Source organism: Pseudomonas sp. NFACC37-1 (assembly GCF_900101575.1).
GTDB classification, from domain to species: Bacteria; Pseudomonadota; Gammaproteobacteria; order Pseudomonadales; family Pseudomonadaceae; genus Aquipseudomonas; species Aquipseudomonas fluorescens_AA.
Genome location: NZ_FMUZ01000023.1, coordinates 1 through 21,221, shown reverse-complemented (window position 1 = coordinate 21,221; position 21,221 = coordinate 1). Strand labels below are relative to the sequence as shown.

General features: G+C 58.1%; 21 protein-coding genes and 1 tRNA gene. 16 read left to right on the top strand and 6 right to left on the bottom strand.

What is annotated here, in order from left to right:
* Window positions 1-34: 34 nt before the first annotated feature.
* Window positions 35-976: a CAF17-like 4Fe-4S cluster assembly/insertion protein YgfZ gene (locus BLP82_RS21060; RefSeq protein WP_092172531.1), complete on the bottom strand. Its 942-nt coding sequence runs from the start codon at window positions 974-976 to the stop codon at window positions 35-37.
* A gap of 149 nt (window positions 977-1,125) precedes the next feature.
* Between BLP82_RS21060 and BLP82_RS21055 the strand changes: the two genes are divergently transcribed.
* Window positions 1,126-1,380: an FAD assembly factor SdhE gene (locus BLP82_RS21055; protein WP_003184348.1), complete on the top strand. Its 255-nt coding sequence runs from the start codon at window positions 1,126-1,128 to the stop codon at window positions 1,378-1,380.
* Entirely contained in the window at window positions 1,364-1,816 is a 453-nt protein-coding gene (locus BLP82_RS21050) for a protein YgfX (protein WP_092172529.1), read from the top strand. The genes BLP82_RS21055 and BLP82_RS21050 overlap by 17 nt, the downstream gene beginning before the upstream one ends.
* Here BLP82_RS21050 and nadB read toward each other — a convergent pair.
* Complete coding sequence (gene nadB / locus BLP82_RS21045; RefSeq protein ID WP_092172527.1) at window positions 1,785-3,401, bottom strand: L-aspartate oxidase; 1,617 nt, start codon at window positions 3,399-3,401, stop codon at window positions 1,785-1,787. The genes BLP82_RS21050 and nadB overlap by 32 nt on opposite strands.
* Window positions 3,402-3,960: 559 nt before the next feature.
* Here nadB and rpoE point away from each other — a divergent pair.
* The 4 genes from rpoE (at window position 3,961) to BLP82_RS21025 (ending at window position 7,786) form a co-directional block, all read left to right on the top strand.
* Window positions 3,961-4,542, top strand: coding sequence for an RNA polymerase sigma factor RpoE/AlgU (gene rpoE, locus BLP82_RS21040; RefSeq protein ID WP_003172477.1), 582 nt, complete (start codon window positions 3,961-3,963; stop codon window positions 4,540-4,542).
* 31 nt (window positions 4,543-4,573) lie between these two features.
* Window positions 4,574-5,161, top strand: a complete 588-nt coding sequence (locus BLP82_RS21035; protein WP_014337028.1) for a sigma-E factor negative regulatory protein — start codon at window positions 4,574-4,576, stop codon at window positions 5,159-5,161.
* A gap of 12 nt (window positions 5,162-5,173) precedes the next feature.
* On the top strand, window positions 5,174-6,121 hold the full coding sequence (locus BLP82_RS21030; protein WP_092172524.1) for a MucB/RseB C-terminal domain-containing protein: 948 nt from the start codon (window positions 5,174-5,176) through the stop codon (window positions 6,119-6,121).
* A gap of 234 nt (window positions 6,122-6,355) precedes the next feature.
* Window positions 6,356-7,786 (top strand): DegQ family serine endoprotease, encoded by a 1,431-nt coding sequence (locus BLP82_RS21025; RefSeq protein ID WP_060738763.1) that lies wholly within the window; start codon window positions 6,356-6,358, stop codon window positions 7,784-7,786.
* 61 nt (window positions 7,787-7,847) lie between these two features.
* Here BLP82_RS21025 and BLP82_RS21020 read toward each other — a convergent pair whose 3' ends face one another.
* The gene (locus BLP82_RS21020; protein ID WP_092172521.1) at window positions 7,848-9,281 is read right to left on the bottom strand and encodes a M48 family metalloprotease; all 1,434 of its coding nucleotides are present in this window, start codon (window positions 9,279-9,281) and stop codon (window positions 7,848-7,850) included.
* Between the two features lie 98 nt (window positions 9,282-9,379).
* Between BLP82_RS21020 and BLP82_RS21015 the strand changes: the two genes are divergently transcribed.
* Together BLP82_RS21015 and BLP82_RS21010 are read left to right on the top strand one after the other, a co-directional pair.
* Window positions 9,380-9,619 carry a sulfurtransferase TusA family protein gene (locus tag BLP82_RS21015; protein ID WP_053120054.1) on the top strand — a complete coding sequence of 80 codons (240 nt, stop codon included), beginning with the start codon at window positions 9,380-9,382 and terminating at the stop codon, window positions 9,617-9,619.
* Window positions 9,620-9,650: 31 nt separating this feature from the next.
* Window positions 9,651-10,721: an AI-2E family transporter gene (locus BLP82_RS21010; RefSeq protein ID WP_060738761.1), complete on the top strand. Its 1,071-nt coding sequence runs from the start codon at window positions 9,651-9,653 to the stop codon at window positions 10,719-10,721.
* Between the two features lie 131 nt (window positions 10,722-10,852).
* Here the strand turns inward: BLP82_RS21010 and BLP82_RS21005 are convergent, their stop codons facing one another.
* Complete coding sequence (locus BLP82_RS21005; RefSeq protein WP_024616115.1) at window positions 10,853-11,326, bottom strand: peroxiredoxin; 474 nt, start codon at window positions 11,324-11,326, stop codon at window positions 10,853-10,855.
* A 10-nt stretch (window positions 11,327-11,336) separates the two neighbouring features.
* Window positions 11,337-11,897 (bottom strand): glycine cleavage system transcriptional repressor, encoded by a 561-nt coding sequence (locus tag BLP82_RS21000; RefSeq protein ID WP_003184325.1) that lies wholly within the window; start codon window positions 11,895-11,897, stop codon window positions 11,337-11,339.
* Between the two features lie 315 nt (window positions 11,898-12,212).
* Between BLP82_RS21000 and dapA the strand changes: the two genes are divergently transcribed.
* The 6 genes from dapA (at window position 12,213) to BLP82_RS20970 (ending at window position 17,464) form a co-directional block, all read left to right on the top strand.
* On the top strand, window positions 12,213-13,091 hold the full coding sequence (gene dapA, locus BLP82_RS20995; RefSeq protein ID WP_060738759.1) for a 4-hydroxy-tetrahydrodipicolinate synthase: 879 nt from the start codon (window positions 12,213-12,215) through the stop codon (window positions 13,089-13,091).
* Between the two features lie 17 nt (window positions 13,092-13,108).
* Window positions 13,109-14,224, top strand: coding sequence for an outer membrane protein assembly factor BamC (bamC, locus tag BLP82_RS20990; RefSeq protein ID WP_092172518.1), 1,116 nt, complete (start codon window positions 13,109-13,111; stop codon window positions 14,222-14,224).
* Window positions 14,225-14,228: 4 nt separating this feature from the next.
* Window positions 14,229-14,987: an MBL fold metallo-hydrolase gene (locus tag BLP82_RS20985; protein WP_072409899.1), complete on the top strand. Its 759-nt coding sequence runs from the start codon at window positions 14,229-14,231 to the stop codon at window positions 14,985-14,987.
* Between the two features lie 27 nt (window positions 14,988-15,014).
* Window positions 15,015-15,728 carry a phosphoribosylaminoimidazolesuccinocarboxamide synthase gene (gene purC / locus BLP82_RS20980; protein WP_030141208.1) on the top strand — a complete coding sequence of 238 codons (714 nt, stop codon included), beginning with the start codon at window positions 15,015-15,017 and terminating at the stop codon, window positions 15,726-15,728.
* An 83-nt stretch (window positions 15,729-15,811) separates the two neighbouring features.
* Window positions 15,812-15,901, top strand: a tRNA-Ser gene (locus BLP82_RS20975).
* A gap of 636 nt (window positions 15,902-16,537) precedes the next feature.
* Window positions 16,538-17,464, top strand: a complete 927-nt coding sequence (locus BLP82_RS20970; RefSeq protein WP_092172515.1) for a reverse transcriptase family protein — start codon at window positions 16,538-16,540, stop codon at window positions 17,462-17,464.
* A 2-nt stretch (window positions 17,465-17,466) separates the two neighbouring features.
* Here the strand turns inward: BLP82_RS20970 and BLP82_RS20965 are convergent, their stop codons facing one another.
* The gene (locus tag BLP82_RS20965; protein ID WP_092172512.1) at window positions 17,467-18,969 is read right to left on the bottom strand and encodes a hypothetical protein; all 1,503 of its coding nucleotides are present in this window, start codon (window positions 18,967-18,969) and stop codon (window positions 17,467-17,469) included.
* A gap of 318 nt (window positions 18,970-19,287) precedes the next feature.
* Here BLP82_RS20965 and tnpB point away from each other — a divergent pair, with 318 nt between their 5' ends.
* Both tnpB and BLP82_RS20955 read left to right on the top strand, forming a co-directional pair.
* Entirely contained in the window at window positions 19,288-19,647 is a 360-nt protein-coding gene (tnpB, locus tag BLP82_RS20960; protein ID WP_256576650.1) for an IS66 family insertion sequence element accessory protein TnpB, read from the top strand.
* A gap of 18 nt (window positions 19,648-19,665) precedes the next feature.
* On the top strand, window positions 19,666-21,177 hold the full coding sequence (locus BLP82_RS20955; RefSeq protein WP_092172509.1) for an IS66 family transposase: 1,512 nt from the start codon (window positions 19,666-19,668) through the stop codon (window positions 21,175-21,177).
* Window positions 21,178-21,221 lie beyond the last annotated feature (44 nt).

Sequence of the window (21,221 nt, the reverse complement as noted above, 5' to 3'; positions counted from 1 at the left end):
GGTTCTCTAGGGTATTGCGACACAAATGCTGCGATCAGCGCTGGATTTCGCGGTCGCGGTCCAGTTCGTAAGGCAGGTCCAACAATTGAAGGCGAGGGCCTTCCAAGGCACCGAGGTGCAGATTGTCATCTTCTGCAGCTTCGGCCTGTAATACCGCCAGCAGTTCAATGTTTCCTTCGCCGCGGGCGGCAATCACCACTTCGCCGATGGAACTGCCGTGAGTGGGGGAGAACAGCGCCGTGCCGGGTTCCGGCAGTTCGCTGGCGTCCAGTTGCAGGCGATACAGGCGCCGCTTGAGCTTGCCCAGGTATTGCATGCGGGCGACGATTTCCTGGCCGGTGTAGCAGCCTTTCTTGAAGCTGACACCGCCGACCGCTTGCAGGTTGAGCATCTGTGGGATGAACAGTTCGCGGGTGGTCGGCATGACCTGGCCGATCCCGGCACGTACCTGGCCCAGCAGCCAGGGGTTCAGGTCTGCCTCGGCCAGTTCTGCGCCCAGGCGGGTTCGCAGTGCCTGTGCCTGTTCGGCGGGCGCCCACAACTCGGCGCGGCCGGGAGAAACGCGGATGGCGATCAAGGCTTCATGGCGCACCACGCTGTCGGTGTCGCTCGGCAGTTCGAGTCCCAGGCCAGCCAGGGCATTGTCGGCATTTTCCAGGCCGAAGCGAACCCAGGCGGCGCTTTCGTCGGTGAGCTTGGATTTGGAGAACACGGCGTATTTTTTCAGGTCCGCCAATTGCGGTTCGAGCAGTTCGGTGGCCATGGCCATCAACACACCGTCGCCTTCGAGCAGGATGCGGAAGCTCGATTGCATCCGGCCTTTCTGCGTGCAGCGGGCACCGAGGCTGGCCCGGTTGTCGCTGAGGTAATTGAGGTTGCAGGTCAATTGGCCTTGCAGGAATTTGCTGGCATCCACGCCGCGGACCGCAAGGACGCCTTCGTGGGACAGGGTGCAGAAAAAAGCGAAATCAGCCATGGGTCATCGCAGGGTAAAAAGTCTGGTGGACATCATAAGGGGACGCCCTTGAAATGGGTAGTTCACAAAGGATCGGTGGTGCCTGACCAAAGCCGTCTGTTGCGCTGTGGCGAGGCCTGTATACTTGCGGTCTATTTGAGGAGCGCTCCATGGTCGAAGATGTTGAACTGAATCGCCTCTACTGGCACAGCCGCCGCGGCATGCTTGAGCTGGACGTGTTGCTGGTGCCGTTCGTGAAAGAGGTTTACCCCCATCTCAATGAAGTGGACCGTGCGTGTTACGTCCGCCTGCTCGAATGCGAGGATCAGGACATGTTCGGCTGGTTCATGGAGCGTAGCGAATCCGAAGACCCCGAGTTGCAGCGCATGGTCCGGATGATCCTGGACCGTGTCCAACCCAAGTAATGACTTCGAATGCCGCTGGCAGGCCTCTGGGCAACTGCTGGCGGCCTATCTGCTGGCCCAGGTGTTCGCCCTGGGTTCGTTGTTGCTGCTGTCCATCGCGTCCTGGTGTGCCGCGCTTGGCGTTATCGTGTGCCTGGCCCATGGCGCCTGGGTGATCCCTCGACATGTCGTGCTGACCCATCGCCAGGCCTTTTGGGGGCTGCGTCGCAATGCCGCTGGCTGGCAGCTCTGGAGCCGGGCCGATGGCTGGCGGGCTGTGCAGTTGCGCCCCGATAGCCTGGCGCTGCCGCTGATCATCGTGCTGCGTTTCCGATTGCAGGGTGAACGGCGTATCCGGTCGCTGTGCGTGCTCCGCGACGCGCTGGCGCCGGATGTCCATCGGCGCCTGCGGGTGCGGCTCAGGTTCAGTCGGCGTAGGTGGGCGGCACCAGGATAGTGTCCAGCGCCTCGGGCAGCAGGTTCGGGTAGTCGAGGGTGTAATGCAGCCCCCGGCTTTCCTTGCGCTCCATGGCCGAGCGAATCATCAGTTCCGCCACCTGGGCCAGGTTGCGCAGCTCGATCAGGTCGCGGCTGACTTTGTAGTTGCTGTAGAACTCGTCGATCTCATCCAGCAGCAAGCGCACCCGGTGCTGTGCCCGTTGCAGGCGCTTGTTGGTGCGCACGATGCCCACGTAGTCCCACATGAAGCGCCGCAGTTCATCCCAGTTGTGGGCAATGATCACGTCTTCGTCCGAGTCGGTGACCTGGCTGGCGTCCCATGAGGGCAGGGCGGTTGGAATGGCGATCTGCGGCAATTGCTCGAGAATGTCAGCCGCCGCCGAGCGGGCGTAGACGAAACATTCCAGCAGCGAATTGCTGGCCATGCGATTGGCGCCGTGCAGGCCGGTGAAGCTGGTTTCGCCAATGGCATACAGGCCCGGCACGTCGGTGCGGCCGTGTTGGTCGACCATCACGCCACCGCAGGTATAGTGCGCCGCCGGCACCACCGGGATCGGTTGTTTGGTGATGTCTATGGAAAATTCCAGGCAGCGCTCGTACACCGTCGGGAAGTGGCTCTTGATGAACGCTTCGGGCTTGTGGCTGATGTCCAGGTAGACGCAATCGATACCCAGGCGCTTCATTTCGTGGTCGATAGCCCGGGCGACGATGTCACGGGGCGCCAGTTCGGCACGCGGATCGAAGCGTTGCATGAAGCGTTCGCCGTTGGGGAGCTTCAAATGGGCTCCTTCGCCACGCAGGGCCTCGGTCACCAGGAAGCTCTTGGCCTGTGGGTGATAGAGACAGGTAGGGTGGAACTGGTTGAACTCCAGGTTCGCCACCCGGCAACCCGAACGCCAGGCCATGGCGATGCCGTCGCCGCAGGCGCCGTCGGGGTTGCTGGTATACAGGTAGACTTTCGCCGCGCCACCGGACGCCAGGACGATGAAGCGCGCGCCGTAGGTGTCGACTTCGCCGGTGCCGCGATTGAGCACGTAGGCGCCGAGGCAGCGGTCACCGTCCAGGCCCAGGCGTTTTTCGGTGATCAGGTCGACCGCGACGCGCTGTTCCAGCAATTCGATGTTCGGCCGTAATCGCGCCTGGGCGAGCAGGGTCTTGAAGATCGCCGCGCCCGTGGCGTCGGCCGCGTGGATGATGCGCCGATGGCTATGGCCGCCTTCGCGGGTCAGATGGAACTCGAAACCGCCGTCTTCGGTGCCCGATTGTTCGTCACGGGTAAACGGCACGCCCTGGTCGATCAGCCACTGGATGGCTTCCCGGCTGTGCTCGACGGTGAAGCGCACCGCTTGCGGATCGCAAAGGCCACCGCCGGCGTTGAGGGTGTCGTCGACATGGGATTCAATGGTGTCGGTATCGTCCAGCACGGCGGCGACACCGCCCTGGGCCCAGAAGGTCGAACCGTTGGCCAGGTCGCCCTTGCTCAGCACTGCGATGCGCAAATGCGCAGGCAAGGTCAGCGCCAGGCTCAATCCGGCGGCTCCGCTGCCGATTACCAGAACATCGTGTTGAAACTGTTGGCTCATTCGAATGGTTTCCGCTCAAGGCGACCCGGGTCGGGGTTGGCGCCAGACACCGCTTCAACGGGTCGGGCAGCCACGCAGCCCACTAGTATATAGAGGGGGGGATCGGCACAATAGCCGGGCATTCATGGCAATGTGAAACCAGCGTGACAGAAAAGCGACACGCTTCGTCGGATCATCCGCTTGGCTTTGAGTCGACAAAGGCGTCCGTTTCGAGGACAGAACGCTGTTTATCACGTCATGGTTGCCTGATATTCAGTTGATGGCGATGTAAATAGCGGGAACTTTTGCCAAGCGCCTACGTTCAATAGACGGTTGTCTGCAAAAGGGAGCAGCGTCGGGTTGGTGCCAGATTTCGATTGAAATCGCTGCCGACAGACCCGATGACAGATTATTCGCGCAGCCGGGGCATCTCCTGCTGCGTTTTTCGTGCGTGCCGAGATCAGAGCGCGCCGGAAACTTGCTTGGAAGGGGGAGAACTTTTGCGAAAAGCCCGAGTCTATGTTTGCAAGCCCGGTCAATTAGTAATGCAAGCCTCCTTCGAGCTTATCGAGGAGTGTTCATGCTAACCCAGGAAGAGGATCAGCAGCTGGTCGAGCGGGTCCAACGCGGCGACAAGCGAGCTTTCGATCTGCTAGTGCTGAAATACCAGCACAAAATTCTCGGGTTGATCGTGCGTTTCGTGCACGACACCCATGAAGCGCAGGATGTCGCTCAGGAAGCCTTCATCAAGGCCTACCGCGCACTTGGTAATTTCCGCGGGGACAGCGCGTTTTATACGTGGCTTTACCGCATCGCCATCAACACGGCGAAAAACTATCTGGTTTCACGCGGCCGCCGGCCGCCGGATAGTGATGTAAGTTCTGAGGATGCCGAGTTCTATGATGGCGATCATGGCCTCAAGGATCTCGAATCACCGGAACGTGCGTTGCTGCGGGATGAGATTGAAGGCACCGTCCATCGAACCATCCAGCAACTGCCTGAAGATTTGCGTACGGCTTTAACTTTACGTGAGTTCGACGGTCTGAGTTACGAAGACATTGCGAGCGTCATGCAATGTCCTGTGGGCACCGTGCGCTCCCGGATTTTCCGCGCTCGGGAGGCCATCGATAAAGCCCTGCAACCTTTGTTGCAGGAAAACTAGAGACAGCGGCGACAGCCAAGAGAGGAACGCCATGAGTCGTGAAGCCCTGCAGGAATCGCTGTCCGCAGTTATGGACAACGAAGCGGACGAACTTGAATTGCGTCGGGTATTGAATGCCTTCGACGATGTTGAAACACGTGAGACCTGGGCTCGTTACCAGATCGCCCGGGCTGTCATGCACAAGGATTTGCTGCTTCCACGCCTGGACATCGCCGCGGCCGTTTCTGCTGCATTGGCTGACGAAGCCGTACCGGCAAAAGCTTCACGCGGACCATGGCGCAGCCTGGGTCGCCTGGCGGTAGCCGCGTCGGTCACCGTTGCCGTACTGGCCGGTGTGCGCCTGTACAACCAGGATGAGATTGCCGGCGTGCAAATGGCGCAGCAGTCCAACCAGCCTGGCTTGGCCGCTCCACAGGTCAAGGGCCCAGCGGTATTGGCCGGTTACAGCGAAGGTTCGGAAACCGCAGGCCCCATGGTCAACGGTGTTCTGCAAGGCCAGCCCGGCTGGCATGATCAGCGTCTGCCCAACTACCTGCGTCAGCATGCCCAGCAAGCTGCGCTCAAAGGTACCGAAAGCGCGCTGCCTTACGCCCGTGCCGCCAGCCTGGAAAACCGTTAATAAGGAAAACCATTGCGCGCCATACCTCTATTCACGCTTCTGCTTGGTGGCTGGTGTGCGATTCCAGCCCATGCCGATGAGGCTCAGGACTGGTTGAACCGCCTGAGTCAAGCCGAGCAACAGCAGAGCTTCCAGGGCACTTTCGTTTACGAGCGCAACGGTAGTTTTTCTACCCATAACATCTGGCATCGCGTCCAGGATGGCAAAGTCCGCGAGCGGTTACTTCAGCTCGACGGCTCGGCACAGGAAGTCCTGCGCATTGATGGGCATACTCAATGCGTCAGCGGCTCCTTGATCGCGGGGTTGGGCAATACGCCGGACGGCACTTCACGTGCGCTTGATCCGCAAAAACTCAAGAATTGGTATGACCTTGCTGTCATAGGCAAGTCGCGCGTGGCCGGCCGTCAAGCGGTCATCGTGGCGTTGACGCCCAAGGACCAGCATCGTTATGGCTTCGAGCTGCACCTGGACAAAGAGACCGGCCTGCCGCTCAAGTCCTTGTTGCTCAATGACAAGGGCCAGTTGCTCGAACGTTTCCAGTTCACCCGCTTGAACGTCGCCGCTCCCACGGACGGCGACCTGCAAGCCAGCGCCGAATGCAAGGCTGTCGCGCAGGATCCCGGCAAGGCCGTTGCGGTGAAAGCCGCCTGGCACTCGGATTGGTTACCGCCCGGCTTTGAACTGACCAGCAGTGTCATGCGCAAGGACCCGGACACCCAGGTCCAGGTCAGCAGCTTGATGTACGACGATGGCCTGGCGCGCTTCTCGGTGTTCCTGGAGCCGTTGAACGGTGCCAACGCCACCGATACCCGTACTCAACTCGGTCCGACGGCTGCCGTCTCTCGCAGGCTCACGACGCCCCAGGGCGAAATGATGGTCACGGTGGTCGGTGAGATTCCTATCGGTACGGCGGAACGGATCGCGCTTTCCATGCGCTCCGACGTCACCGCGACTCAATAGCCGGCTGACGGCGCGGGTGGTTCGATTGCGCGAGAGGCTGATGATGCCAGGGCTTGATCGAAATGCCGAAACTTCCTGTCAGCATTTTCATTTGCAAAAAATCAGCTTTTTTTCTATAGGTCAGAGCCGCTCGGCTCTGGCCTTGTCTGTTCCCGGAACAAAAATACCGGCGTATCTTTCCCTGGTATTCCTTGCTCCATATCGCTTAACCATGCTCGTCGTAACGGGAGCCGTATGTCGATACCACGCTTGAAAACCTATCTCTCCATTTTTGCCACCGTGCTTGTGCTCGGCCAGGCCGTTCCTGCCGTGGCGGTCGAATTGCCTGATTTCACGCAACTGGTCGAGCAGGCTTCACCCGCCGTGGTGAACATCAGCACGACCCAGAAGCTGCCGGATCGCCGTGTATCGGACCAGCAGATGCCGGACCTGGAAGGCCTGCCGCCGATGCTGCGGGAGTTCTTTGAACGTGGCATGCCACAACAGCCCCGTTCGCCCGGCGGTGGCCGTCAGCGTGAAGCCCAATCCCTGGGGTCGGGCTTCATCATTTCACCTGATGGCTACATCCTGACCAACAACCATGTGATCGCCGATGCCGACGAAATCCTGGTACGCCTGGCCGACCGCAGCGAGCTCAAGGCCAAGCTGATCGGCACCGACCCACGTTCCGACGTGGCGCTGTTGAAAATCGAAGGCAAGGACCTGCCGGTGCTCAAGCTGGGCAAATCCCAGGATCTGAAAGCCGGCCAATGGGTCGTGGCTATCGGTTCGCCGTTCGGCTTCGACCACACCGTGACCCAGGGTATTGTCAGCGCCATCGGTCGCAGCCTGCCGAACGAAAACTACGTGCCGTTCATCCAGACCGACGTGCCGATCAACCCGGGTAACTCCGGTGGCCCGTTGTTCAACCTCAACGGTGAAGTGGTTGGCATCAATTCCCAGATCTACACCCGTTCGGGCGGCTTCATGGGCGTGTCCTTCGCGATTCCGATCGACGTTGCCATGGACGTCTCCAACCAACTGAAGAGCGAAGGCAAGGTCAGCCGTGGCTGGTTGGGCGTGGTGATCCAGGAAGTGAACAAGGACCTGGCCGAGTCGTTCGGGCTGGATAAACCCGCCGGTGCGCTGGTGGCGCAGATCCAGGAAGGTGGCCCGGCTGCCAAGGGCGGTCTGCAAGTGGGTGACGTGATCCTGAGCATGAATGGTCAGCCGATCGTCATGTCCGCCGACCTGCCACACTTGGTGGGGGCCCTCAAGGCTGGCGCCAAGGCCAATCTGGAAGTGATTCGCGAGGGCAAGCGCAAGAATGTAGAGTTGACCGTCGGGGCCATTCCTGAAGAGGGCAAGGAGCTGGATTCGCTGCCCAAGTCCGGCGTCGAGCGCAGCAGCAACCGCCTGGGCGTGGCCGTGGCCGAGCTGACCGAAGAGCAGAAGCGCACCCTGGAGCTCCAGGGCGGTGTGGTGATCAAGGAAGTGCAGGACGGTCCTGCCGCGTTGATCGGTCTGCAGCCGGGCGACATCATCACGCACCTGAACAACCAGGCCATCGGTTCGGCCAAGGAATTCACCGACATTGCCAAGGCATTGCCGAAGAATCGTTCGGTGTCGATGCGGGTCCTGCGTCAGGGGCGTGCGAGCTTCATCACCTTCAAGCTGGCCGAATGATCGGTTAGCCGCTGAAAAAAACCGCCTCGAAAGAGGCGGTTTTTTTATGCCTGGCGAATGCTCAGCCCATCATGTCCTTGACCATGCGTTCCTGCTCCATGAGTTCCCGCTGGCGGGCATCGATGCGCGACGACAGGGGGAAATTGGTGCCGGCGCGCCGTTTGGCGAAGTCCAGTTGCTGGATGGCCTGACGGTAGTCGCCCACCAGGGCGAAGTACTCGGCACGGGCCTGATGCAGGCCAATGATGTTGCCTGACAGCCCGCGGGTCTCGGCCACCATGTACCAGACGTCCGGATCGTCCGGGCGCGACTTGAGCAAGGTTTCCAGGGCTTTCTCGGCATCGGCGGGGCGGTTCTGCTTGAGCAGCAGGTCGACGCGTACCTGGTTCAGCGGATAGTTGCCCGGGTACTGGCTCAGCATCCGGTCGACGCGGGATTGAGCGTCGGCCAGTTTGTTGCCGGTGATGTCCAGGTCCACCTGGGCGAGGTTGTAGATGATCTCGTTGGGCGATTTGGCCAGCAACGGCTTGAGATTCTCCCGTGCGTCATTCAACTGCCCGCCCTTGATCTGCGCGATCGCCAGGCCATAGCGGGCCACGTCGTTCTTCGGATTCTCATCCAGCTGCGCCCGGAAGCGTTTGGCGCCCAGGCCCGGGGTTTCTTCGTAGATCAACTGGACTCGCGCGCGAATCAATTGATAGCGAACGCTGTCTTCGATGCCGCCGGGCTTGGCCTGTTCGGCGCGGTTGCGGGTGTCGGCGATCCGCGATTCGGTCACCGGGTGAGTCAGCAGGAATTCCGGCGGCCTGGCGTCGAACCGATACTGGCGCATCAGGCGCTCGAACATGGTCGGCATGGACCGCGGGTCGTAGCCGGCCTTCTCGAGGTTCTGGATGCCGATGCGATCGGCTTCCTGTTCGTTCTGGCGCGAGAAGCGCCGTTGTTCCTGGATGGCGGCAGCCTGGGTCCCGGCGATGGCCGCGATCCCGGCGTCACCGCCACCGGCGGCGGCAATCACGATGCCAGCCAGCAGCGCCGCCATCATCGGTACCTGCATGCGTTGCTGGGCTTCGACGCCGCGGGCGAAGTGGCGCTGCGACAAGTGCGCCAGTTCGTGGGCCATGACGGAGGCGTATTCGCCTTCGGTCTGTGCGTTGAGGAACAGGCCGCCGTTGACCCCGACGATCCCGCCCGGTGCGGCGAAGGCGTTGAGCTGCGGGCTGTTGATCAGGATGAACTCCAGGCGCCGGTCGTTGACCTGGCTGGTTTCCACCAGCTTGTAGACGCTGGTTTCGACGTAGTCCTTGAGCTGTGGATCGTTGAGCTGTGAAACCTGGCTGCGCAGCAGGGCCAGCCAGGCGCGGCCCAGTTGGTGCTCCTGTTCTGGCGAGACGATGGCAGAACTGGCATCGCCAAGTGACGGCAAGTCGTCGGCGAAGCCCGGTGAGGCAAGCAGGCAAGCGAGCGTCAGCAGGGTGGGGCGCAGAAATGTCATGCACGAAGCCTTAGTTGACAAAGACCCTACTGTAGCCGGACACCAGGCCCGGGACCAGATATTCTAGGCCGCTCAACGATCTGCCGCGGAGCGAACCCATGACTGATGCTGTAGCCCACGATGCCGAACTGGACGCCAGCGGCCTGAATTGTCCGTTGCCGTTGCTCAAGGCCAAGCTGGAACTCAATCGCCTGGCCAGCGGCAGTGTGCTCAAGGTGATCGCCACGGATGCAGGCTCGCAACGTGACTTTCGCACCTTCGCCCGATTGGCCGGTCATACGCTGCTGCGTGAAGAAGACGAAAATGGCGTCTACCGTTACTGGCTGAAAAAGGCCTGAAAAAACCGATAGCGTCTCTTAAGGATTTTTAATGTTCAAAGTGTTACGCGATTGGATTCAGCGTTACTTCTCCGATGAAGAGGCGGTGGTTCTGGCAGTGCTGTTGTTCCTGGCGTTTACCGCCGTGCTGACCCTGGGCGGCATGCTGGCGCCGGTGCTGGCGGGCATGGTGCTGGCGTATCTCATGCAGGGGCTGGTCACGACGCTGGAGCGCTTGCGGCTGCCCGGCACTGCGGCAGTCGGGCTGGTGTTTGCCCTGTTCATGGGCGTGCTGGTGGTGTTTATCGTGGTAATCGTGCCGTTGCTCTGGCACCAGTTGGTGACCTTGTTCAACGAGTTGCCGGGGATGCTCGCCAAGTGGCAGTCCCTGCTATTGCTGCTGCCTGAGCGTTATCCACACCTGGTGTCCGATGAGCAGGTGTTGCAGACCATCGAAGTGGTGCGCGGCGAGATCGGCAAGTTCGGCCAATGGGCGCTGACGTTCTCGCTGTCCAGCCTGCCGCTTCTGGTCAACATCATGATCTACCTGGTGCTGGTACCGATCCTGGTGTTCTTCTTTCTCAAGGACCGGGAAATGATCGGGCGTTGGGTGCGTGGCTACCTGCCTCGTGAGCGGGCGCTGATCACCCGAGTGGCCCAGGAGATGAATCGGCAGATCGCCAATTACATTCGCGGAAAAGTCATTGAGATTTTCATCTGCGGCGGCGTGACCTATATCGGTTTCGTGACCATGGGGCTCAATTACGCCGCCCTGCTGGCGCTGCTGGTGGGCATTTCGGTGGTGGTGCCTTACGTCGGTACCGTGGTGGTGACCGTGCCGGTGGCCTTGATTGCGCTGTTCCAGTGGGGCTGGAGCGATCAGTTCATTTACCTGATGGCGGTCTACGGGATCATCCAGACCCTGGACGGCAACGTGCTGGTGCCGCTGCTGTTCTCCGAGGCGGTGAACCTGCATCCGGTGGCGATCATCTGTGCGGTGTTGCTGTTTGGCGGGCTGTGGGGATTCTGGGGGGTGTTCTTTGCGATTCCGCTGGCGACGCTGTTCAAGGCGGTGCTGGATGCGTGGCCGAGCAAGGAGCCGGTTGTCGCGCCGTTGTTGTAGCTTTGACCGATGGGGTGAGGCGGATGGCCTCATCGCGAGCAAGCTCGCTCCCACACGGGATTGATTAACACCACCAATCCGCTGTGGGAGCGAGCTTGCTCGCGATAGCGCCAGTACAGCCAGCGACAGTTTCAGCCCTTGTTGAGGGCCTGGGCCGCCGCCAACACCGCATCCACATGCCCCGGCACCTTCACGCCACGCCATTCCTGGCGCAGCACGCCGTTCTTGTCGATCAGGAAGGTGCTGCGGTCAACGCCCAGGTATTCCTTGCCGTAGAGCTTTTTCAGCTTGATCACGTCGAACAGCTGGCAGACCGCCTCGTCCTTGTCGCTGATCAGTTCGAACGGGAACTCCTGCTTGCACTTGAAATTCTCGTGGGACTTGAGGCTGTCCCGGGAGACGCCGAACACTTCGGTGTTGGCGGCCTGGAATTGCGCGTACTGATCGCGAAAGCCCTGGCCTTCGGTGGTGCAGCCGGGCGTGCTGTCCTTGGGGTAGAAATAGATCACCACCTGCTTGCCCTTGAGGGCGGCGAGGCTGATGGTCTGTCCGCTGGTGGCGGGCGCCTGGAAATCGGTAACCGGCTGGTCGACGGCAACGGCCATGAATGCTTCCTTACATTGGGTTTTGTGGGCGCCACGGTTCGATCAGCGCATCCAGGTTCATCGCATCGGCGAAGTCCAGGAACTGATCGCGCAGCCAACTGATCTGGGTGCCGGCGGGCAGGGTCACGGTGAACGTGGCGTTGAGCATGGTGCCGCCGGTCTGTGGGGCCTGATAGGTGTCGCAGGTCAGGTTCTCCAGCTCGACGTGGTGGTCCATGAAGAACTGGCACAGCTCATTGATGATGTCCGGACGGTAGGCCGAGCTCACGTAGGCCACATAGGGCAGGGCCTGGGGACGGTTCTCCAGGGCGGCGCTGCGCACGACGTTGACGGTAAAGGCATGCTTCTTGGCCAGTACCGGCAGGCTGCCTTCCAGGCGCGCCAGGGCGTCCCAGCTGCCGGAGATCTCGAGCACGAGTGCACTGCATTCGCCATGGCGGGTCAGGCGTGAGGTTACGACGGCGCAGCGATTTTCATGGCTGGCGCGGCACAGGACGTTAGTCAGCTCCATGGGGTTGGCGCCAAGGGCACTGATAACAAGGAATTGTTCGCGGACTGTGGGGGTGGACATGCAGCATTCCTAAAGCGATGAGCGGTCGGTACCTTTGCCGCTCGACACAGCGCCCGGCCCGGGAAAACGAACGGCTCAAGCCTTGTGCCCGGGGTTGCGCTGCATTCCGCGACAGCGGGAATGCACCAGGACAAACCCGGGATCGGGGCTTGTGGCGTCGAAAACGGAGGCTGGAAACCGGCGTATGAGCTTGTCGGTACCGATCAAAGCCTGAAGGGTAGCGAAAACCATCGCCCAGGGGAATGGTAGTTCGCTTGTACAAGCATCTTGGCGCCAGTACCATTACCGCTCTCTTTTTCCGGCAGGAGCGGTTTCATGATTGCGGGCAGTATGGTGGCACTGGTCACACCCATGGATGCACAAGGGCATCTTGACTGGGCCAGCCTCAGCAAACTCGTGGACTTCCACCTTGAGAACGGCACCCATGCCATTGTCGCCGTCGGTACCACCGGCGAGTCGGCAACCCTCGACGTCAATGAGCACATCGAAGTCATCCGCGCCGTGGTCAAGCAGGTCAACGGTCGCATCCCCGTCATCGCCGGTACTGGCGCCAACTCGACTCGCGAAGCCGTCGAGCTGACCCGCAACGCCAAGGAAGCCGGTGCCGACGCCTGCCTGCTGGTCGTCCCGTACTACAACAAGCCAACCCAGGAAGGCTTGTACCAGCACTTCAAGCACATCGCCGAAGCCGTCGACATCCCGCAGATTCTCTACAACGTTCCCGGCCGCACCTCCTGCGACATGCAGGCCGAGACCGTGATCCGCCTGTCCACCGTGCCGAACATCATCGGCATCAAGGAAGCCACCGGCGACATGAAGCGCGCCAAGGCCATCCTCGATGGCGTGAGCAAGGACTTCATCGTGCTGTCCGGGGATGATCCGACAGCGGTCGAGCTGATCCTGCTGGGTGGCAAGGGCAACATCTCCGTCACCGCCAACGTTGCCCCGCGCGAAATGGCCGACCTGTGCGAGGCCGCGCTCAAGGGCGACGCCGAGACCGCTCGGGCCATCAACGAAAAACTGATGCCGCTGCACAAGGACCTGTTCATCGAGGCCAACCCGATTCCGGTGAAATGGGCCTTGGTCGAAATGGGCCTGATGCACGAAGGTATCCGCCTGCCACTGACCTGGCTGAGCACTCCCTGTCACGAACCGCTGCGGCAGGCCCTGCGCCAGTCCGGCGTCCTGGTTTAATTGAGGAAGTACAACGCATGAAGCGAATGGCCGGACTTTCCGCACTTGCCTTGATTATCTCCAGCACCAGCGGCTGCGGATGGATCTGGGGGCCGGAAGGTTACTTCCGCGATCGTGGTAGCGATTACCTGCAAGCGCAACAGACTGCACCGATGCAACTGCCGCAAGACGTCAACGTCGCCAAGCGCCTGGATCCGCTGCTGCCGATTCCGCGCAACGTCGCGGACGACAGCGTCAAGGGCGAATACGTCGTCCCTCGTCCACAGCCGCTGTCGGCCGTGGCCGACGCCAGCGACTACACCCTGCAGAAGAGTGGCGATTCCAGCTGGGTCATGGGCCAGCATCCGCCAGCCGAAGTCTGGCCGGTGGCGATCCAGTTCTTCCAGGACAACGGTTTCCGCCTGGACGAACAGCGCCCGCAGACCGGCGAGTTCACCACCACCTGGCAGCGTTCCGATGAACTGTCTGCCGCCATGGCCAAGCGCTTGAGCGCCGCCGGTGTCGCGGCTGACAGCGAAACCCGCGTGCGGGTGCGTATCGAGCCGGGCGTGCAGCGCAACACCAGTGAAATCTATGTGGTCAGCGCCGAGCGTCCTGCCGGCAGCACCGCCGACGTGGCCTTCACCAACCGTTCGGTCAACACCGGCCTCGACGCTGCGCTGGTGGACGACATGCTCGCCAGCATGAGCCGTACGGCAGAGCAGGGTGGTTCGGTCTCGATGCTGGCGTCCAAGGAATTCGATGCGCCGAGCCGCGTCAGCCTGAGCGAAGACGGCAGCGGCAACCCGGTGCTCAACGTCGGCTCCGACCTGGACCGTGCCTGGTCGAGTGTTGGTCGTGCGTTGGAACAGGGTGAGTGGCGCGTTGAGGACATCAACCGCAGCCTGGGCCTGTACTACATCAACCTCGCCGAGAAGGCCGAGAAGAAAGACGACAAGCCTGGCTTCTTCAGCGGCCTGTTCGGCAGCAAGCCGGACAAGGAAGAGATCGAAGCCCGCGCCGAGCGTTACCAGGTTCGCCTGAGCAAGGTCGGCGAAAGCGTCCAGGTCACCGTCGAGAAGAACATCAACACCGTGGCGCCGGCCGATGTGGCCCGCAAGGTATTGAGCGTGATTCAGGATAACCTGGGCTGATCCGATGCGTTTCGCCGTTCTCGGCAGCGGTAGCCAGGGCAACGGCACGCTGGTCGCCAGCGCTGGCACGTACGTGTTGGTCGATTGTGGTTTCTCCCTGCGGGAAACCGAGAAGCGCCTGTTGCGCCTGGGTGTGCACCCGGCGCAACTGAGCGCGATACTCGTAACCCACGAACATGCCGATCACGTGCATGGCGTGGGTTTGCTGTCTCGGCGCTACAATCTGCCGGTGTACCTGAGTCGTGGGACACTGGCTGGCCTGCGCAAACCCATCGAGCCAGCCGGCTTCGTGGTCGGTGGCGAGCCACTGCGTATCGGTAGCCTGGACATCAGTGTGGTCAGCGTGGCGCACGATGCCCGGGAACCGACGCAATATGTGTTCAGCGACGGCGAGCGGCGCTTCGGGCTGCTCACCGACCTGGGGTCGTATTGCGACAGGGTGATGGACAGTTACCGGGACCTCGATGCGTTGATGATCGAGTCCAACCACTGCCGTGACATGCTGGCCCGTGGTTACTACCCGTACTTCCTCAAGCAGCGGGTTGGCGGGGAACACGGACATTTGAACAACCACCAGGCAGCGTTCCTGGTGGCCGAGTTGGGCTGGCAAGGCCTGCAACATCTGGTCCTGGCCCATCTGAGCAGCAAGAACAACCTGCCGCAGCTGGCCCGGCAATGTTTCGTCGACACCCTCGGGTGCGACCCGGACTGGCTGCAACTGGCCGATCAAGATTCAGGGCTCGACTGGCGACATATCGCCTAGCCCACTACTTAGCAAGCGGAGCCCATCATGGAAAAACGTGAAGAACTCTACCGCGGCAAAGCCAAATCGGTTTACAAGACCGACGACGCTGACCGCTTGATCCTGCTGTTTCGCAACGACACTTCGGCGTTCGACGGCAAGCGCATCGAACAGCTGGACCGCAAGGGCATGGTGAACAACAAGTTCAACGCCTTCATCATGCAAAAACTCGAAGCCGCCGGCGTGCCGACCCAGTTCGACAAGCTGCTGGGCGACAACGAATGCCTGGTCAAGAAGCTGGACATGATCCCGGTCGAATGCGTCGTGCGTAACTACGCCGCCGGCAGCCTGGTCAAGCGCCTGGGCGTGGAAGAGGGCATGAAGCTCAACCCCTACACCTTCGAGCTGTTCCTGAAGGATGACGCCAAGGGCGACCCGTTCATCAACGAATCCCACGTCGTGGCATTCGGTTGGGGCACCGCCGAGCAACTGGCCCGCATGAAGGAATTGTCCCTCAAGGTCAATGACGTGCTGACCAAGCTGTTCGACGACGCCGGCCTGTTGCTGGTGGACTTCAAGCTTGAGTTCGGCGTGTTCAGCGACGGCTCCATCGTCCTGGGCGACGAATTCAGCCCGGACGGCTGCCGCCTGTGGGACAAGGACACCAAGAAGAAGATGGACAAGGACCGCTTCCGCCAGGGCCTCGGTGACGTCATCGAAGCCTACGAAGAAGTCGCTCAGCGCCTGGGTGTACCGCTGTAATCGACGCAAGCATCTGATAGCACGGAAAAAATTTCGCTCGGGGGTTCGCTTCCGGCAAATGTGCTGGTATGATGCGCGCCACTGGAGAGATGCCGGAGTGGCCGAACGGGACGGATTCGAAATCCGTTGTACTGGCGACAGTACCTAGGGTTCAAATCCCTATCTCTCCGCCATTATTGAATACGACTAAGCCCCTGAAATGGTTGAACATTTCAGGGGCTTAGTCGTTTTGGCGTTTGGTTTAGGGCATTTTTAGGGCATCTGAGCAGCCTACAAAGGCTTACGAGCTGGACTGAATCAATTTGCAGATCTAGCGCCCCATGGCTGCTGTAAGTCCAACTGAACGATCTCCAGTTCAGACTGGATGTGTTGATCACTAACTCCTGTAGATGCGATGGAGCACCTGGATCCTCGCTTTGCATTGCTTCGCTTCGGATTTTTCGCCTGAGAGAGAATCTCTCCAGCTGGGTTGTTGCAGGTGCCCCCGTCTCAAATCTGTATTACATTGCGACTTGGGTCATTAGATCTGCTCAACGCTGAGAGGGATACTCTGTGCAGGTTTTCGTAGCTGGTTCGGGTATCAAAACAACGACGAGTCGGATTCGTCGTCTGTCTTACAGAACGCTAAGACAGCAAAATTTCCTCAGCAATCGTCCGAATACTATCTTCCCCTTTGCGCTTTGCTCGTGGTATTTTTCTAAGTGGTGGCTGGATGACTGACTGCGGTTAATGTCCGTGGGTACGAGTCCGTACTCGACACTTGAAGTCTTACATATTCCATCCAGCCACCATCTTATGTATCCCATCTTATGACAGCTACCAAAATTGATGATATTCACACCTTGGATGACCTTTCACTTGTCGTTGGGGTGAAGGCTCAGCTTATTCAGCAGTATGTGCACGCGCCTTGCCAAGCTGATTACTATCAGATCATCAGGATAGCAAAACGAGGAAAAGGACGAAGGGGGGAGTACCGAGAGGTATATAAGGCGAAAGAGTTTTGGCTTGCTCAACTTCATCGGTCTATAGCGATGATTATTGCCAATAGCGTACAGCACGGACAACATGTTCAGGGGTTCGTGTATGGTCGCTCGACCTTGACTAACGCACAATACCATCTTTTAAAAAAAATTATTGTTCATGCTGATATTAAGAATTTTTTTAATGCGATAACTGAGAGCCAGGTAGAGCAGGCGTTCTTGACCATAGGGGGGCATTCTTCTGTGGCTCATATATTGGCTAGAGTTTCGACAATAGATGGCCGTCTATTACAAGGTACAAGATGCAGTCCTGCTGTATCCAATATCGTGTGTAGAAATTTAGATCTACAGATGTTAGAGGTGGCTCGCGTAACTTCCTCTGTTTATACTAGATATGCTGATAATATAACTTTTTCCGGTGATAAGCCTCCGAGCTCGTCTAATATAGAAGCGGTAGTGAAAGGTTGTGGTTTTGAATTGCAAGGTAAAGGCTGCTATACACAGCATCGCGGGGCTCGCCAATTCGTGACCGGCCTTTCAGTAGTGGATGATGAAAGGCCAAGGCTCCCAAAGCAGATGAAGAAAAAACTCAGACTTATCGCTCATTTTGTAAAAAAATACGGAGACGAGCATTTTGAATTCTCTGCGGATAGTAGCTCTATAGCGCCAACGAGAACTCAGCTAGAAGGGCTCGTGGCTTACGCTTATTCAATTGAGCCTCAGTTTGCCAAGAAAATTTGGTCTATGATTAATTAGGCTTAAGCGAGAGGGTTTCTATCTCTTTTATGCTTCTCTCCGGATATTATATTTTCCCCGTATCGGATTCTTGATTTGATATATCCTATGTACCCTTGGGGGGATGTTGGGTCTTCATTGTTGAGATGGTCGGCGACTATGCTGGCCGTTAAGTCAGCAAGTTCAATTAACTCTTTTCGATTTATGTTGTGGTTTTTCGAAATTTGCGCGTCAAGTGCTCGATGATATTTTTTCTGGATGTCATTTTTAGCAGTCTCCACTAATGAGTGGATGCGCTCTATCTCCGAATGGATGAGTTCAGTCGTCTCGCTTTTTTTACTGAGTCTATGAAGTAAGGATGTGGCCAGAAGTTTGTTCTTAAGTATGTCGGGTTCCGACTCGGTTCCCTCCGAAACTTTTCCATAATAGATGTATGCGGAGAAGCTGGTTGTAGCGAGATCGTGGAGGACGATATTGGCTAACTCTGGCCTTTCGAATAGTTGCGTCAAAGACATAGCCTTTGTTGACGCTTTCTGTTGCGAGTTAAGAAATGGACTTCTCTCTATTTTGTATTTCCAAGATTTTATTTCTTGTGCGAGGCCGGTCGGATCATTAGTAGTAATTAGTGCGATTAATGCTACTCTTGTGTGCTGTGTCTTTGTATATGAGATGGCGATGTCGCAAGTTGTAGGTTTTAGGTCTGGCGCCAAGTTTTGTACCAGAGAGTTACTCGTTGCCAATGCGGCGGCGGGGGAGAGATCTTTAAACGTGAACAAGGGATGCAGGAGTGCTTTAAGAGATGCCTGGCTATAGGTTGCAGATTGCCCTCCACCGGCTCGGGCTATGCTGTTTAGATGGTGCCATAGGTCGGGGGCGCGATCGGGGGACTGTAGAACGTGGCGGAGCTCATTTATAGTATTTGACGGGATATTCGATTCTGGAACCATTACATCGAATTCCAAGATGACTAGCTTTTTCAAAAATGTAAATAATTCAAGATTTGTGTGTTTTATTTTGGCTTCGCTTAGTATGGTTGTTATGATTTTTATTGTTGCGTCGAAGTCTTTGCTGGCAGTGTCATTTTCTTTGTTTCTGGAGAAAAACACTGCTTCGTCATGGCTGTGTTGTGCCGCTTGAGTTACTTTTCTTAATTTTCTTATACTTGATCTTGAGATGGTATCAGTTGCGCCGCCGTAGTGGTCATGTCCATCTCGGTTGCTTGGTGCTTTAAAGGTTTTCCAAGAGTTTACTATGATCTCGCGAAAGTCCTTGTTGGTTTTTGCCGCACTAATTCTTAAGGAGCGTTTCACTTGGATGTGCATTTCCGTTGCGTTGGGTTCGTCGTAAACAATGATTATGTCGTCAAGCGGTGAGCCAAAAGGTGATTGTTGAAGCTTAACGGTGTTAATGCTTATATTCAGCGGTCGTTGTCCCGCCCTGGTCAATAGCGCAGCTAAAAAGGTTGAGGCTACAAGCCCTTCGTAGCTGAAGCCAGCGCCACCCCTAAGCTCGGAGGATTGTGACATGAACGTTCCTGGTTTTTTGTATTGAATGTGCTTTGTGGTCGTCAGTATGAATGTTCTATCTCTTCAAGGAAAGGTGTCTCGAGTTGCGCTGAATCAGCATGCTAATGTGCATTTAGGCTTTGCATTGGATTCCCAGTTTTGTTTTTTATATTCGTCACCCAAAGGGGCGACTGTATTCTTTTCTTAACGAAACCCCCAACATCGTTGAAACCATCCCCGCCATGCTCTTCGTATGTAAGCGCTCCATGAACCCCACATTCAAAGCGCTAAGCTGATGTCGGATGCTGTGCTCCCGATTCTCTCAGGAGCCCGTTCGCCATGATGCGACCCGACGCCAAAGTCGAAAAAGTGTATCTGTACCCCAAGCCGGTCGACTTCCGAAAATCCATCGACGGCCTGGCTGCCTTGGTTGAGCTGGACATCAAGGTCGCCGTTTTCGACCCGGTGCTCTTCGTCTTCCTCAATAAGCCACGTAATCGAGTGAAAATTTTGTACTGGGAGCGCAACGGCTTCTGCCTTTGGCTAAAACGCTTGGAGTCCGAGCGATTCAAAACTTCGCCAGATGCCACCGACGCGGCGATTGTCCTGACTGTTCAGGAACTCAACTGGATGCTCGACGGCTTTGACCTCTGGCGTAACCGCCCTCATCAGGTTTTGACGCCGCGATTTGTGGCCTGATTCGGTATAATCCAGGGCATGCACTCCATGCCCGAAAACCTCCCCGACGATCCCCAATTGCTCAAGCAAATGCTTGCGCAGATGCAGTCGCGGGTCGGTTTGTTGGAGGAGGAAAATGCGCTGCTACGTCAGCGTTTGTTTGGCCGCAAGTCCGAGCAAGCGGCCGACCCTGCTACGCCACAGATGGCCTTTTTCAACGAAGCGGAAAGCGTTGCCGAACCTGCCGGCGAAGATGCTGATGAAGAGGTCGTCTCACCCATCAAACGTCGGGGTAAACGCAAGCCGCTGCCTGCTGACCTGCCACGTATCGAAGTCATCCACGAACTTCCCGAGCATGAACTGAGCTGCGTCTGCGGCTGCCGTAAACACGCGATTGGCGAAGAAGTCAGCGAGCAACTTGAAATCGTGCCGATGCAGATTCGGGTCATCAAACACGTTCGTAAAGTCTACGGCTGTCGCGACTGCGAAACGGCGCCGGTCACTGCGGATAAACCAGCCCAGTTGATTGAAAAAAGCATGGCCAGTCCAAGCGTTCTGGCGATGCTGCTGACCACCAAATACGTGGACGGCTTGCCACTTCACCGCTTTGAAAATGTACTGGGTCGCCATGGCATCGATATCCCTCGTCAGACCTTGGCACGCTGGGTTATCCAGTGCGGCGAGCACTTCCAGCCACTCCTGAATTTAATGCGCGACAACCTGTTGGCCAGCCGTGTCATCCACTGCGATGAAACTCGTGTGCAGGTGCTGAAAGAGCCTGACCGAGAGCCGAGCAGCCAGTCATGGATGTGGGTTCAAACCGGCGGCCCGCCCGATAAGCCTGTGATTCTTTTCGACTACTCCACCAGCCGAGCGCAGGATGTACCTGCACGTCTGCTTGATGGCTATCGTGGCTATCTCATGACCGATGATTACGCCGGTTACAACGCGCTAGGTGCTCAACCTGGCATTGAGCGCCTGGGATGCTGGGCCCATGCTCGTCGCAAGTTCGTTGAGGCACAAAAAGTGCAACCCAAAGGCAAGACGGGACGGGCAGATGTCGCGTTGAAACTGATCAGCAAACTGTACGGTATCGAAATCGCTTACAAAGAGAAAAGCGATGAGGCGCGCAAAAAAGCTCGCCAGGACTTGAGCTGCCACGTAATGGGACAACTCAGAGAGTGGCTGCACAAAACGCTGCCCTATGTGACTACGCAGAATGCACTTGGCAAAGCAGTTACCTACCTGGCAAACAACTGGGACAAGCTTGAACGGTATGTCGAGGAAGGCTACCTGCCTATCGACAACAACGGGGCCGAACGAGCCATCCGCCCCTTCGTGATCGGAAGAAAGAACTGGCTTTTTAGCGACACGCCTAGAGGCGCGAAGGCCAGCGCTCAGCTTTATAGCTTGGTCGAGACAGCCAAAGCCAACGGCCAAGAGCCTTATGCGTGGCTGCGCCACGCGCTTGAGCGCTTGCCAACAGCGTCCTCGGTTGAGGATTACGAGGCCCTACTGCCATGGAACTGTTCGCCGTCGTCATCTAGCTGACTGCGCCGCCCACTTCAAATCGGTGGGGTTTATGGAACGCTTAC

Bases quoted from the DNA above. Each gene is read 5' to 3' on its own strand.
- BLP82_RS21015 (WP_053120054.1), top strand. From the start codon at position 9,380: ATGACTGATGCTGTAGCCCACGATGCCGAACTGGACGCCAGCGGCCTG.
- purC (WP_030141208.1), top strand. From the start codon at position 15,015: ATGGAAAAACGTGAAGAACTCTACCGCGGCAAAGCCAAATCGGTTTAC.
- BLP82_RS21035 (WP_014337028.1), top strand. From the start codon at position 4,574: ATGAGTCGTGAAGCCCTGCAGGAATCGCTGTCCGCAGTTATGGACAAC.
- BLP82_RS21060 (WP_092172531.1), bottom strand. From the start codon at position 976: ATGGCTGATTTCGCTTTTTTCTGCACCCTGTCCCACGAAGGCGTCCTT.
- BLP82_RS21000 (WP_003184325.1), bottom strand. From the start codon at position 11,897: ATGTCCACCCCCACAGTCCGCGAACAATTCCTTGTTATCAGTGCCCTT.
- BLP82_RS20965 (WP_092172512.1), bottom strand. From the start codon at position 18,969: ATGTCACAATCCTCCGAGCTTAGGGGTGGCGCTGGCTTCAGCTACGAA.
- BLP82_RS21010 (WP_060738761.1), top strand. From the start codon at position 9,651: ATGTTCAAAGTGTTACGCGATTGGATTCAGCGTTACTTCTCCGATGAA.
- nadB (WP_092172527.1), bottom strand. From the start codon at position 3,401: ATGAGCCAACAGTTTCAACACGATGTTCTGGTAATCGGCAGCGGAGCC.
- BLP82_RS21055 (WP_003184348.1), top strand. From the start codon at position 1,126: ATGGTCGAAGATGTTGAACTGAATCGCCTCTACTGGCACAGCCGCCGC.
- BLP82_RS20970 (WP_092172515.1), top strand. From the start codon at position 16,538: ATGACAGCTACCAAAATTGATGATATTCACACCTTGGATGACCTTTCA.
- dapA (WP_060738759.1), top strand. From the start codon at position 12,213: ATGATTGCGGGCAGTATGGTGGCACTGGTCACACCCATGGATGCACAA.
- BLP82_RS21020 (WP_092172521.1), bottom strand. From the start codon at position 9,281: ATGACATTTCTGCGCCCCACCCTGCTGACGCTCGCTTGCCTGCTTGCC.
- BLP82_RS21005 (WP_024616115.1), bottom strand. From the start codon at position 11,326: ATGGCCGTTGCCGTCGACCAGCCGGTTACCGATTTCCAGGCGCCCGCC.
- BLP82_RS20985 (WP_072409899.1), top strand. From the start codon at position 14,229: ATGCGTTTCGCCGTTCTCGGCAGCGGTAGCCAGGGCAACGGCACGCTG.
- tnpB (WP_256576650.1), top strand. From the start codon at position 19,288: ATGATGCGACCCGACGCCAAAGTCGAAAAAGTGTATCTGTACCCCAAG.
- rpoE (WP_003172477.1), top strand. From the start codon at position 3,961: ATGCTAACCCAGGAAGAGGATCAGCAGCTGGTCGAGCGGGTCCAACGC.
- BLP82_RS21025 (WP_060738763.1), top strand. From the start codon at position 6,356: ATGTCGATACCACGCTTGAAAACCTATCTCTCCATTTTTGCCACCGTG.
- bamC (WP_092172518.1), top strand. From the start codon at position 13,109: ATGAAGCGAATGGCCGGACTTTCCGCACTTGCCTTGATTATCTCCAGC.
- BLP82_RS20955 (WP_092172509.1), top strand. From the start codon at position 19,666: ATGCACTCCATGCCCGAAAACCTCCCCGACGATCCCCAATTGCTCAAG.